The organism is Streptomyces sp. SID14436, from assembly GCF_010548465.1.
Taxonomy (GTDB): Bacteria; Actinomycetota; Actinomycetes; order Streptomycetales; family Streptomycetaceae; genus Streptomyces.
Map to the genome: position 1 here is coordinate 1 of NZ_JAAGMD010000659.1, position 12,480 is coordinate 12,480.

Consider the following 12,480-nt stretch of genomic DNA (forward strand, 5'->3'; position numbering starts at 1 on the left):
GACCCTGATCGCCGGGGTGATCGTGCTCGTCCGCCGGGTCCGGATGATCCGGCGGCGGAACGCGCGCAACCGCCCCCAGGGCTGAACGGCCCCGCGCACCGGAGCGGAGGCGGGCCCGCGCACCGGAGCAGGGTCGGGGTCGCGCACCGGCGCGGAGGCGGGGCCGCGCGGCTCAGGTGCCCGTGGCCGCCCGCAGGGCCGCGCCCACGATGCCCGCGTTGTTCTGCAGGGCCGCCGGGACGACGTCGGCCTTGATGCCCTTGATGTGGTGCAGGAACTTGTCCGCCTTGCGGCTGACGCCGCCGCCGATGACGAACAGCTCCGGGGAGAACAGCATCTCCACGTGGGCCAGGTACTTCTGCACCCGGTGCGCCCACTTCTCCCACGACAGGTCGTGGTCCTCCTTGGCCTTGCTGGAGGCCCGCTTCTCGGCCTCGTGGCCGTTCAGCTCCAGGTGGCCCAGCTCGGTGTTGGGCACCAGGACGCCGTCCACGAACACGGCGCTGCCGATGCCGGTGCCGAGGGTCAGCAGGATGACGGTGCCCCGGCGGTGGCGGCCGGCGCCGAAGTGCATCTCGGCGAGCCCGGCCGCGTCCGCGTCGTTGACCAGGGTCACCGGCAGACCGCCGAGGCGGTTGCCGAGCAGCACCCGGGCGTCGGTGTCGATCCAGCCCTTGTCGACGTTGGCCGCCGAGCGCACCGTGGTGCCGCCCTCCACCACGCCGGGGAAGGTGATCCCGACCGGGCCGGTCCAGCCGAAGTGGTCGACGACCTGTTTGACGCCGTCGGCCACCGCGTCCGGGGTGGCCGGGTGCGGGGTCAGGACCTTGTGGCGCTCCTGCGCGAGGTCCCCCTTGCCGAGGTCGACCGGGGCGCCCTTGATCCCGGATCCGCCGATGTCCACGCCGAAGATCTCCATGGCACCACGGTACTCATCGTGGCCCGTGGTGCCCTGCTCACTCGTCGCGGCCGGTGGCGGACCCGTCACCCGGCCGCGTCGGGGGCGGCGCCGGTGCCGCGGCGCTCGGCCACCAGTGCGGCGGCCTCCTCGCGCAGGTCGCGGCGCAGTTCCTTGGGCAGGGAGAAGACGATGGACTCCTCGGCGGCCCGGACGATCTCGACGTCCTCGAAGCCGCGCTGCGCCAGCCACTCCAGGACCTCCTCGACCAGCACCTCCGGGACGGAGGCGCCCGAGGTGAGGCCGACGGTGGTGACGCCCTCCAGCCAGCTCTCGTCGATCTCGGCGGCGAAGTCCACCAGGTGGGCGTCGCGGGCACCCGCCTGGAGGGCGACCTCGACGAGGCGCTTGGAGTTGGAGGAGTTGCGGGAGCCGACGACGATCACCAGGTCGGCGTCCGCGCCCATCTGCTTGACCGCGAGCTGGCGGTTCTGCGTGGCGTAGCAGATGTCGTCGCTGGGCGGGGAGATGAGCTGGGGGAACTTGTCCTTGAGGGCGTCGACGGTCTCCATCGTCTCGTCGACGGAGAGCGTGGTCTGGGAGAGCCAGACGACCTTGGAGGGGTCGCGGACCTCGACCTTGGCGACGTCCTCGGGGCCGTCGACCAGCTGGATGTGGTCGGGGGCCTCGCCGGAGGTGCCGATGACCTCCTCGTGGCCCTCGTGCCCGATCAGGAGGATGTCGTAGTCCTCCTGGGCGAAGCGGACCGCTTCCTTGTGGACCTTGGTGACCAGCGGGCAGGTGGCGTCGATGGTGGCGAGGCGGCCGCGCTCGGCCTCCTCGTGGACGACGGGCGCCACACCGTGGGCGGAGAACATCACGATGTTGCCCGGCGGGACCTCCTCCGTCTGTTCGACGAAGACGGCGCCCTTCTTCTCCAGGGTCTGCACGACGTACTTGTTGTGCACGATCTCGTGCCGGACGTAGACGGGGGCCCCGTACTGCTCGAGGGCCTTCTCGACGGCGATCACGGCGCGGTCCACACCCGCGCAGTAACCACGGGGGGCGGCGAGCAGGACACGGCGGCCAGGCGAAGCGGTCATGTGTCCCATCGTAAGGGCCCGGCTCAAGGCCCCATGGTCACGGTGCGTTGTCGGTGGCGCGCACTACTCTCGCGGGCATGGCTGTCAACACGTCTGCGGAAGCTCCCATCCCGGTCGGGGAGGTGTCGCGGCTCATCGGCGGGTGGATCGACCGGCTGGGCGCGGTGTGGGTGGAGGGGCAGATCACCCAGCTGTCGCGGCGGCCCGGCGCGGGGGTGGTCTTCCTGACGCTGCGGGATCCGTCGTACGACATCTCGGTGGGGGTGACCTGCTACCGGCAGGTGTTCGACGCGGTCGCCGACGTGGTGAGCGAGGGTGCGCGGGTGGTGGTGCACTGCAAGCCGGAGTGGTACGCCCCGCGCGGCCAGCTGTCGCTGCGCGCCGCCGAGATCCGGCCGGTGGGGGTCGGGGAGCTGCTGGCGCGGCTGGAGCAGCTGAAGAAGTCGCTGGCGCGCGAGGGCCTGTTCGCGCCGGAGCGGAAGAAGCCGTTGCCGTTCCTGCCGCAGCTGATCGGGCTGGTGTGCGGGCGGGCGTCGGCGGCCGAGCGGGACGTGCTGGAGAACGCCCGGCACCGCTGGCCGGCCGTGCGCTTCGAGGTGCGCAATGTGCCCGTGCAGGGGGTGCATGCGGTGCCGCACGTCGTGCAGGCCGTGAAGGAGCTCGACGCGGCCGAGGACGTCGACGTGATCATCGTGGCGCGGGGCGGGGGCAGCGTGGAGGACCTGCTGCCGTTCTCCGACGAGCAGCTGGTGCGCGCGGTGGCGGCCTGCCGTACGCCGGTGGTGTCGGCGATCGGCCACGAGCCGGACAACCCGCTCCTGGACCATGTCGCGGACCTGCGGGCGTCCACGCCGACCGACGCGGCGAAGAAGGTCGTGCCGGACGTCGGTGAGGAGTACGAGCGGGTGCGGCAGCTGCGGGACCGGGCGCGGCGGTGCGTGCACGCGCTGCTGGAGCGGGAGGAGCGGGGGCTGGCGCACGCGCTGGCCCGGCCGTCGATACAGGATCCGCACCGCATGGTGGACGCGCGGGAGGACGAGGTGTCGGCGCTGCTGGACCGGGCCCGGCGCTCGCTGCGGCACCAGCTGGACCGGGCGGACTCCGAGCTGACGCACACGCACGCGCGGGTGGTGGCCCTGTCCCCCGCCGCGACCCTGCGGCGGGGGTACGCCGTGCTCCAGCGCTCGGACGGGCACGCGGTGCGCGCTCCGGACGAGGTGGCGCCGGGCGACGAGCTGCGGGCGCGGGTGTCGGAGGGCGAGTTCACGGTTCGAGTCGATACGTAGGGTGGGCGGATGACCGGCAAGACGGAGCAGACGGCGGCGGTGGCCGAGGCACTCGGGTACGAGCAGGCCCGGGACGAGCTGATCGAGGTCGTGCGGCGGCTGGAGACGGGCGGCACGACGCTGGAGGAGTCCCTCGCACTGTGGGAGCGGGGCGAGGAGCTGGCCAGGGTGTGCCGGCGCTGGCTGGAGGGGGCGCGCGCCCGGCTGGACGCGGCCCTGGCGGAGGAGGAGAAGGCGGCGGGCGCGGAGGAGACCGGGGAGGCCGGCTGAATCAGAGAGGCCGGCTGAGCCGGGGCGGGCCGTTGACCCTGTGAAGTGGATCACCGGACTCCGGAATTGATTGAAGTTTGAACTTCTTGGGCGTACCGTCGGGTGCGTCGGCATGTCCGTGTAGTGCACACGGACCCGGCGCACCCTCCTGCACGTACTCCCGCAAAGGTTCACGCATGTCTCTCGTTCTCGACCCGGCCGCCCAGGACCTGCTGTTCCGCGAGGCCCGCACCGCGAACACGTTCACCGACGAACCGGTGACCGACGAGCAGGTCCAGGCGATCTACGACCTGGTCAAGTACGGCCCGACCTCCATGAACCAGTCGCCGCTGCGCGTTGTCCTGGTCCGCTCCCCGGAGGCCCGTGAGCGCCTGGCGCCGCACCTGGCCGAGGGCAACCGGGCCAAGACCGTCACGGCCCCGCTGGTCGCGATCCTCGCCGCGGACAACGAGTTCCACGAGGAGCTCCCCCAGCTCTTCCCGCACTTCCCGCAGGCCAAGGACCTCTTCGCCGAGCGTCCGGTGCGGGAGGGCTCCGCCGCCCTCAACGCCGCGCTCCAGGCCGCGTACTTCATCATCGGCGTGCGCGCCGCCGGACTGGCCGCCGGCCCGATGACCGGCGCCGACTTCGAGGGCATCCGCAAGGAGTTCCTGGACGGCGACCACACCCCGCTGATGGTCGTCAACATCGGCCGCCCCGGCCCCGACGCGTGGTTCCCGCGCAGCCCGCGCCTGTCCTACGAGCAGGTCGTCACGACGGTCTGAGCCACCGGGCCCCGGGCACCCCGGCCCGGCACCGCACACGACGGCAGGGCCCCGGCGCGATCCGCGCCGGGGCCCTGCCGTCGTGTGCCGGTGGTCCGCCGGCCCGCGCTCACTCGGCGCGCAGGGCCTTCGCCATCGTCGTCAGCTGCTTGAACGTCCCCGACCCGGTGACCACCGTGGTCGAGCCGTCGTCGTCCTCGCGGACCAGGGCGTCGTAGTGACCGCCCTCGTAGCGGATCCAGGTCTCGCCGTTGATCTCCTGCGTGACGTCGGTCCGCTCGGCCTTCTGCGTCTTGTCCTCGATGAACAGCGTGCGCTTCTGGGTGGACTGCTCGACCGCCACGTACTGGCCGTCGGGGGCGCGGTAGCCCAGGTGCCAGGCATCGCCCTGGTCGCCGCGGAACCGGACCGAGGTGGCCTTCCAGGTGTCCGGCAGCCCCACGGGCGCGGCCACCGGGTAGGCGGCGGCACGGCGGGCCGTGAGCAGGTCGACCCGGTAGTCCACGCGCTTGAAGTCGGGCGCGCTGTCGTCGTGCGGGATGAACAGCCAGACGAACCCGGCCACCAGCCCGATGAGGCCCAGGGACAGGATCATGTCCCGGGCCGACTTCTGCATGCTGCTCTTTCCTGCTGACACGCCCCCATCGTCGCAGGTCCCGGTCGCGCTCATCCGTGGGGGCCCCTGCTCATTCTGTCCGCCCGGCGATAGAGTGCCCCGGAACCCTCATCCGGCCGTCGTCGTACAGAAAGGTGCGCTCCGATGACCGAGCATCATCACTTGCCGTCCGAGCTCGATGTGCCCTCCGAGGCACCCGACCGCAACCTCGCCCTGGAGCTCGTACGGGTCACCGAAGCCGCGGCGATGGCCGCCGGCCGCTGGGTCGGGCGCGGTGACAAGAACGGGGCCGACGGCGCCGCCGTGCGCGCCATGCGGACCCTCGTCTCCACCGTGTCGATGAACGGCGTCGTCGTCATCGGCGAGGGCGAGAAGGACGAAGCCCCGATGCTGTTCAACGGGGAGCGCGTGGGCGACGGGACCGGTCCCGAGTGCGACATCGCCGTCGACCCGATCGACGGCACCACGCTCACCGCCAAGGGCATGACCAACGCCATCGCGGTGCTCGCGGCCGCCGAGCGCGGCACGATGTTCGACCCGTCGGCCGTGTTCTACATGGACAAGCTGGTCACCGGGCCGGAGGCGGCCGACTTCGTCGACATCAACGCGCCGGTGAACGTGAACATCCGGCGGGTGGCCAAGGCGAAGCGGGTCACGCCCGAGGACGTCACGGTCGTCATCCTGGACCGGCCGCGGCACGAAGGCATCATCAAGGAGATCCGGGAGACCGGGGCGCGGATCAAGCTGATCTCGGACGGCGACGTCGCCGGCTCGATCCTCGCGCTGCGCGAGGGCACCGGCATCGACCTGCTGCTGGGCATCGGCGGCACCCCCGAGGGCATCATCTCCGCCTGCGCGGTCAAGTGCCTCGGCGGCACCCTGCAGGGCAAGCTGTGGCCCAAGGACGACGAGGAGCGGCAGCGCGCGGTCGACGCCGGGCACGACCTGGACCGGGTGCTGACCACGGACGACCTGGTCTCCGGGGAGAACGTCTTCTTCGTGGCGACCGGCATCACCGACGGGGAGCTGCTGCGGGGGGTTCGCTACCGGTCGGAGACGGCGACCACCGACTCGATCGTGATGCGGTCCAAGTCGGGGACGGTGCGGAGGATCGACTCCGAGCATCGGTTGAGCAAGCTGCGGGCCTACAGTGCGGTGGATTTCGACCGGGCGAAGTGAGGGGCTGACTCCGTCGGTCGTTCGGTCGTTCGGTCGGGGGAGGGTGCGGGGGTGTTGTGGTGGGTGTGCGCAGTTCCCCGCGCCCCCTTTGAGGCCGGCCTCGCCGGCCGGGTGTGCAGGGGTGCGGGTTCGTAGGGGTGCCGTGCGCGGTTCCCCGCGCCCCCAGGAGGTCGGCCTCGACAGCCGGGTGTGCAGAGGTGCGGGCTAGTAGCGGTGCCGTGCGCGGTTCCCCGCGCCCCCAGGACGTCGGCCTCGACAGCCGGGTGTGCAGGGGTGCGGGCTAGTAGCGGTGCTGTGCGCGGTTCCCCGCGCCCCCAGGAGGTCGGCCTCGACAGCCGGGTGTGCAGGGGTGCGGGTTCGTTGCGGTGCCGTGCGCGGTTCCCCGCGCCCCCAGGAGGTCGGCCTCAGCAGCCGGCGTGCAGGGGCGCAGGTTCGTTGCCGTGCCGTGCGCGGTTCCCCGCGCCCCTTGTGGGCGGGGGTCAGCCGGCTATGCGGCCGGGCTGGTGGGTGGCCTGGAGTTCCATGTCGCGGCGTCGGCGGCGGGCCAGGACGACGCGGCGTTCGGCGGCGGTGAGGCCGCCCCAGACGCCGTAGGGCTCGGGCTGGAGCAGGGCGTGTTCGCGACACTCGACCATGACCGGGCAGCGGGCGCAGACGCGCTTGGCCGCGTCCTCGCGGGAGAGCCGGGCGGCGGTGGGCTCTTTGGAGGGGGCGAAGAACAGCCCCGCCTCGTCGCGGCGGCACACCGCCTCGGTGTGCCAGGGCGCGTCCTGGTCCCTGTCTCGCGCGGTCCCCCGCTGGGCCGGAACGGCGGCTACCTGCAGGGACGAATGCGGCGGTTGCAGCACGGTCTACTCCTGACGACGGCTTCGCGAGCGAGACACGATGCAGCAAGGCTTACCCGATGTACGCGCGCCTATGCACTGAGTTCCGAACCGCCGTCAGCGGAAAGGGAATTCACCGTTCGGCACCCCCGCTTCCGGCGGACCCGGCGGGTCCGCTCGCCGCGGGTTCGCGGCCGTCAACGGTCCGTGCGCCCGCGCAGACTCTTGTCCACCGTGCGCTGCACGCGGTCCAGGATGTCCGCCACCAGCTTGCCGCGCTTGGGCCGCGCCTCGATGTTGCCCAGCACCGCCCAGCCGTCCACGTAGACCGCCGGGGCCTGCGGGTCCTCCGCGTCCAGCGAGGCCACCTCGAAGTTGCCGAGGACGCCGCCGCCGGTGCCGCGCAGCGAGACGTTCTCCGGGACGCGGACCTCGACGTTGCCGAAGACCGAGTACGCCTTGATGACGACCTGCTGGTGGTTGAAGAGGGCCTCGCTGAGGTCGATCTCGACGTTGCCGAAGACCGCGTAGACGTGGATGCGGCGGCCGACGCGCCAGCGGCCCTTGCGGACGGCGGCGCTGAACACCGCGACGACGTTGTCATCGGGGTCGGGCGGGAACGGGCCCGGCATGGGCCTGCTCGGCGCGGGTGCGTGCGGGCGCGGCTGCCGGCCGGCGGGGAGGTCGCGGACGAACACCTCCAGCTCCCCGACGGTCTTCGCGGCCAGCACGCCCTCGACGCGCTCGGCATGCTCGTCGGCGGTCAGCCGTCCCTCCGCGAGGGCGTCGCGCAGGAGGTCGGCGATACGGTCGCGGTCGGCGTCCGACGCGCGCAGCTCGGCGGCCTGCGGAGTGCGGTCCTGCTGCTGGGGGTGCTTGTGAAGGTCCACCATGGCAGCGTACCCAAACGCGATAGATCGCGACTAGTCCCCGAGGGGAAACGCCCCGCCCCGCGTCCGTCCCCCGCGCGGGGCGGGAGGGGCCGCCCGGCCATGCCGGGACAAGTGAGGACAACCTCACAGGCACGACCCCCGACGGCACGTCCTACGCTGGTGGCGCCCGCCAAAGGAGGCGGGCGGCCGTCTGTCGAGTGAGGAATGGGCGAGATGCCTGAGTTCGAGTACGCCGATCTGCTCCCCACGGGAGAGGACACCACCCCCTACCGGCTGGTGACCTCCGAGGGTGTCTCCACCTTCGAGGCCGACGGGCGGACCTTCCTCAAGGTGGAGCCGGAGGCGCTGCGCAGGCTGGCCGAGGAGGCCGTCCAGGACATCCAGCACTTCCTGCGGCCCGACCACCTCTCCCAGCTGCGCCGCATCATCGACGACCCGGAGGCCAGCTCCAACGACAAGTTCGTGGCGCTGGACCTGCTGAAGAACGCCAACATCGCGGCGGCCGGGGTGCTGCCCATGTGCCAGGACACCGGCACGGCGATCGTCATGGGCAAGCGCGGCCAGAACGTGCTGACCGCGGGCCGCGACGAGGAGGCCCTGTCCAGGGGCATCTACGACGCCTACCGCAACCTGAACCTGCGCTACTCCCAGATGGCCCCGCTGACCATGTGGGAGGAGAAGAACACGGGGTCCAACCTGCCGGCCCAGATCGAGCTGTACGCGACGGACGGCGACGCCTACAAGTTCCTGTTCATGGCCAAGGGCGGCGGCTCGGCCAACAAGAGCTTCCTCTACCAGGAGACCAAGGCGGTCCTGAACGAGACCTCCATGATGAAGTTCCTGGAGGAGAAGATCCGTTCGCTCGGCACGGCCGCCTGCCCGCCGTACCACCTGGCGATCGTCGTCGGCGGCACCTCGGCCGAGTACGCGCTGAAGACCGCCAAGTACGCCTCCGCGCACTACCTGGACAACATGCCCACCGAGGGTTCCCCGCTGGGCAGCGGCTTCCGGGACAAGGAGCTGGAGGAGAAGGTCTTCGAGCTGACGCAGAAGATCGGCATCGGCGCGCAGTTCGGCGGCAAGTACTTCTGCCACGACGTGCGCGTGATCCGCCTGCCGCGGCACGGCGCGTCCCTGCCGGTCGCGCTGGCCGTCTCCTGCTCCGCGGACCGTCAGGCCGTCGCGAAGATCACCGCCGAGGGCGTGTTCCTGGAGCAGCTGGAGAAGGACCCGGCGCGCTTCCTGCCGGAGACGACGGACGAGCAGCTGGCCGACGAGGGCGAGGTCGTGCGGATCGACCTCAACCAGCCGATGGACGCCATCCTCGCCGAGCTCACCAAGCACCCGGTCAAGACCCGGCTGTCCCTCACCGGCCCGCTGGTCGTGGCGCGCGACATCGCCCACGCCAAGATCAAGGAGCGGCTGGACGCGGGCGAGGAGATGCCGCAGTACCTCAAGGACCACCCGGTGTACTACGCCGGTCCGGCGAAGACGCCCGAGGGCTACGCGTCGGGTTCCTTCGGCCCGACCACGGCCGGCCGGATGGACTCCTACGTGGAGCAGTTCCAGGCGGCGGGCGGCTCCAAGGTGATGCTGGCCAAGGGCAACCGCAGCAAGCAGGTCACCGACGCGTGCGGCACGCACGGCGGCTTCTACCTCGGCTCGATCGGCGGCCCGGCGGCGCGGCTGGCCCAGGACTGCATCAAGAAGGTCGAGGTCCTGGAGTACGAGGAGCTGGGCATGGAGGCCGTCTGGAAGATCGAGGTGGAGGACTTCCCGGCGTTCATCGTGGTCGACGACAAGGGCAACGACTTCTTCCAGGACCCGGCGCCCGCCCCGACGTTCACGACGATCCCGGTGCGCGGTCCCGGGCTGGCGTAGCCGGCCGGAAGCTGCGGTGCGGTGCGGGCCGGGTGCCGTCCCAGGCCCGCACCGCGACGCACACCGTACGGGGCGAACGGGGCAATGCGCCCGCGCCCCGGAACAAGGGCGGCCCGGCGTGCGCTGTACCGGGTATGAGCGACGACTTCCGCATCGAGCACGATTCCATGGGCGAGGTACGCGTCCCCTCCTGGGCGAAGTGGCGGGCGCAGACACAGCGCGCCGTCGAGAACTTCCCCGTCTCCGGGCAGCGGCTCGAACGCGCCCACATCGAGGCCCTGGCCCGGATCAAGGGCGCCGCGGCCAAGGTGAACGCGGGCCTGAAGGTGCTCGACCAGGACATCGCCGACGCCATCCAGGAGGCGGCCCTGGAGGTCGCCGAGGGCAGGTGGGACGAGCACTTCCCGGTCGACGTCTTCCAGACCGGCTCGGGGACGTCGTCCAACATGAACACCAACGAGGTCATCGCCACCCTCGCCACCGAGCGGCTCGGGCGGCCGGTGCACCCCAACGACCACGTGAACGCCTCGCAGTCGTCCAACGACGTCTTCCCGTCGTCGCTGCACATCGCCGCCACCGCCGCCGTCACCCGCGACCTGATCCCCGCCCTGGAGCACCTCGCCGCCTCGCTGGAGCGCAAGGCCGCCGAGTTCGCGGACGTGGTGAAGGCCGGGCGGACGCACCTGATGGACGCCACGCCCGTGACCCTGGGCCAGGAGTTCGGCGGGTACGCGGCCCAGGTGCGGTACGGCATCGAGCGGCTCGACGCCTCCCTGCCCCGCCTCGCCGAACTGCCCCTGGGCGGCACGGCCGTGGGCACCGGCATCAACACCCCGCCCGGCTTCTCCGCCGCCGTCATCGAGGAGGTCGCCCGGGCCACCGGCCTGCCGCTGACCGAGGCGCGCGACCACTTCGAGGCGCAGGGCGCGCGGGACGGCGTCGTGGAGACCAGCGGGCAGCTGCGCACCGTCGCGGTCGGCCTGACGAAGATCACCAACGATCTGCGGTGGATGGCCTCCGGCCCGCGCACCGGCCTCGCCGAGATCACCCTGCCCGACCTCCAGCCGGGTTCCTCGATCATGCCGGGCAAGGTCAACCCGGTGGTCCCCGAGGCTGTGCTGATGGTGTGCGCCCAGGTCATCGGCAACGACGTGACGGTGACCACCGCGGGCGCCTCCGGGAACTTCGAGCTCAACGTGATGCTGCCGCTCATGGCCAAGAACGTGCTGGAGTCGGTCCGGCTGCTGGCGAACGCCTCCCGGCTGCTCGCCGACCGCACGGTCGACGGGATCGTCGCCGACCGGGAACGGGCCCGGGAGTACGCCGAGTCCTCCCCGTCCGTCGTCACCCCGCTGAACAAGTACATCGGCTACGAGGAGGCCGCCAAGGTCGCCAAGAAGGCGCTGGCGGAGCGGCGGACCATCCGCGAGGTGGTCATGGAGAACGGCTACGTCGAGCGGGGCGATCTGACCCTGGAGCAGCTGGACGAGGCGCTGGACGTGCTGCGCATGACCCGCCCGTGAGCCGCCACGGCCCCGTCGGCGGAGTGTGCCGCGCCGGAGTGAACCGTGCGGGGGGACCCGCACACCACGTGGCCCGGGCACCTAATATCTGCCCATGACAGAGGGCGGAACGACGGAACACACGGAAGCGGGCGGCTCGACCGGTTTCTGGCGGCCGGGGACGCACATCCTGTGGCGCTACCGGGAGAACGGCGGCGCGCGTTTCCACATCGCGCGCCCCGTCACGGTCGTACGCGACGACTCGGAGCTGCTCGCCGTGTGGATGGCGCCCGGTACGGAGTGCGTGAAACCGGTGCTCGCCGACGGTACGCCCGTGCACCAGGAGCCGCTGGGCACCCGCTACACCAGGCCCCGCACCGTGTGCCGGGCCCGCTGGTCGGGCACCGGGGTGCTGAAGCTGGCGCGCCCCGGCGACCCGTGGTCGGTGTGGCTGTTCTGGGACCCGGGCTGGCGGTTCAAGAACTGGTACGTGAACCTGGAGGAGCCGCTCGCCCGGTGGTCGGGCGGAGTGGACTCCGAGGATCACTTCCTGGACATCTCCGTGCACCCGGACCGCAGCTGGCACTGGCGCGACGAGGACGAGTTCGCGCAGGCCCGGCGGGACGGACTGGTGGACGACGCGCTGGCCGGGCGGGTGCGGGCGGCCGGCCGCGACGCGGTGTCGGTGATCACCGCCTGGGGCCCGCCGTTCTCGGACGGCTGGCCGAACTGGCGCCCTGATCCGTCCTGGACGGTACCGTCACTGCCACGGAACTGGGACCGTACGCCCGCGCAGGTGTCCCCGTGAGACCCTTGATGGGCCCCCGGGCAGGAAACGTAGGATCGTCCTCCGCACGGGCCCGGGCCGCAATCGCCGGAACATGCGCTGGGCTTGACCGATCGTCACCGAGGGGCGGCAGGACGTGAGCGAGGGGTACGGCAACACCCGTGGGCGCCGGGGACGGTCGGCCGGCGGCACGACGGCGACCGCCGACCGCGGGGGGATCCCGTTCCCGGGACAGGCATTCCGGGTATCGGCATCTCGGCAGGACGAACTGCACGCATGGCGCCCAGCGCCGGACGGATGGACTCGACACGCGTGACGGAGCAGCCGACCTCCTTCGAGCGCCTGCAGCCGGGCGTCGCCCCCGCGGAGGGCCGCGGGGCGCCGGCGCGCGCCCCGGAACCGGCCCGGGTGCCGGACACGGCGGCCGCCTTACCGGCACAGGGGCGCTCCGGCGGTGAACCCACGGGCCCCGGCCCG

Annotated in this window: 13 protein-coding genes; 8 read left to right on the forward strand and 5 right to left on the reverse strand. The window is 71.9% G+C overall.

From position 1 onward, the window contains the following. Positions 1 to 172: 172 nt before the first annotated feature. Positions 173 to 919 (reverse strand): ROK family protein, encoded by a 747-nt coding sequence (locus G3I53_RS23495; RefSeq protein WP_164333186.1) that lies wholly within the window; start codon positions 917 to 919, stop codon positions 173 to 175. A 65-nt stretch (positions 920 to 984) separates the two neighbouring features. Continuing rightward, complete coding sequence (locus tag G3I53_RS23500; RefSeq protein WP_203591614.1) at positions 985 to 2,010, reverse strand: 4-hydroxy-3-methylbut-2-enyl diphosphate reductase; 1,026 nt, start codon at positions 2,008 to 2,010, stop codon at positions 985 to 987. Positions 2,011 to 2,078: 68 nt separating this feature from the next. On the opposite strand from G3I53_RS23500, the gene xseA reads away from it, so the two are divergent. The 3 genes from xseA to G3I53_RS23515 all read left to right on the forward strand — a co-directional run bounded on the left by xseA (position 2,079) and on the right by G3I53_RS23515 (position 4,321). Continuing rightward, a complete protein-coding gene (xseA, locus tag G3I53_RS23505) occupies positions 2,079 to 3,287 on the forward strand; it encodes an exodeoxyribonuclease VII large subunit (protein ID WP_164333184.1) in 1,209 nt (402 codons plus the stop codon). A gap of 9 nt (positions 3,288 to 3,296) precedes the next feature. Further along, the gene (locus tag G3I53_RS23510) at positions 3,297 to 3,557 is read left to right on the forward strand and encodes an exodeoxyribonuclease VII small subunit (protein WP_164333183.1); all 261 of its coding nucleotides are present in this window, start codon (positions 3,297 to 3,299) and stop codon (positions 3,555 to 3,557) included. Positions 3,558 to 3,733: 176 nt separating this feature from the next. Beyond that, a complete protein-coding gene (locus G3I53_RS23515) occupies positions 3,734 to 4,321 on the forward strand; it encodes a malonic semialdehyde reductase (RefSeq protein WP_164333182.1) in 588 nt (195 codons plus the stop codon). 109 nt (positions 4,322 to 4,430) lie between these two features. Here the strand turns inward: G3I53_RS23515 and G3I53_RS23520 are convergent, their stop codons facing one another. Then, the gene (locus tag G3I53_RS23520; RefSeq protein ID WP_164333187.1) at positions 4,431 to 4,937 is read right to left on the reverse strand and encodes a DUF4245 domain-containing protein; all 507 of its coding nucleotides are present in this window, start codon (positions 4,935 to 4,937) and stop codon (positions 4,431 to 4,433) included. 144 nt (positions 4,938 to 5,081) lie between these two features. Between G3I53_RS23520 and glpX the strand changes: the two genes are divergently transcribed. Continuing rightward, a complete protein-coding gene (glpX, locus tag G3I53_RS23525) occupies positions 5,082 to 6,116 on the forward strand; it encodes a class II fructose-bisphosphatase (RefSeq protein WP_164333181.1) in 1,035 nt (344 codons plus the stop codon). Between the two features lie 479 nt (positions 6,117 to 6,595). On the opposite strand, the gene G3I53_RS23530 is transcribed toward glpX, so the two are convergent. Both G3I53_RS23530 and G3I53_RS23535 read right to left on the reverse strand, forming a co-directional pair. After that, positions 6,596 to 6,964 carry a WhiB family transcriptional regulator gene (locus G3I53_RS23530; RefSeq protein WP_164333180.1) on the reverse strand — a complete coding sequence of 123 codons (369 nt, stop codon included), beginning with the start codon at positions 6,962 to 6,964 and terminating at the stop codon, positions 6,596 to 6,598. A 173-nt stretch (positions 6,965 to 7,137) separates the two neighbouring features. Continuing rightward, on the reverse strand, positions 7,138 to 7,830 hold the full coding sequence (locus G3I53_RS23535; RefSeq protein WP_343240676.1) for a DUF1707 domain-containing protein: 693 nt from the start codon (positions 7,828 to 7,830) through the stop codon (positions 7,138 to 7,140). Positions 7,831 to 8,037: 207 nt separating this feature from the next. Here G3I53_RS23535 and G3I53_RS23540 point away from each other — a divergent pair, with 207 nt between their 5' ends. The 4 genes from G3I53_RS23540 to G3I53_RS33430 form a co-directional block, all read left to right on the forward strand. After that, on the forward strand, positions 8,038 to 9,714 hold the full coding sequence (locus G3I53_RS23540) for a fumarate hydratase (protein WP_164333178.1): 1,677 nt from the start codon (positions 8,038 to 8,040) through the stop codon (positions 9,712 to 9,714). Between the two features lie 134 nt (positions 9,715 to 9,848). After that, positions 9,849 to 11,237: a class II fumarate hydratase gene (locus G3I53_RS23545; protein ID WP_164333177.1), complete on the forward strand. Its 1,389-nt coding sequence runs from the start codon at positions 9,849 to 9,851 to the stop codon at positions 11,235 to 11,237. A 94-nt stretch (positions 11,238 to 11,331) separates the two neighbouring features. Beyond that, positions 11,332 to 12,024 (forward strand): DUF402 domain-containing protein, encoded by a 693-nt coding sequence (locus tag G3I53_RS23550; protein WP_164333176.1) that lies wholly within the window; start codon positions 11,332 to 11,334, stop codon positions 12,022 to 12,024. A gap of 276 nt (positions 12,025 to 12,300) precedes the next feature. Beyond that, the coding region (locus G3I53_RS33430; protein ID WP_203617350.1) for a hypothetical protein at positions 12,301 to 12,480 on the forward strand (180 nt) is incomplete at its 3' end.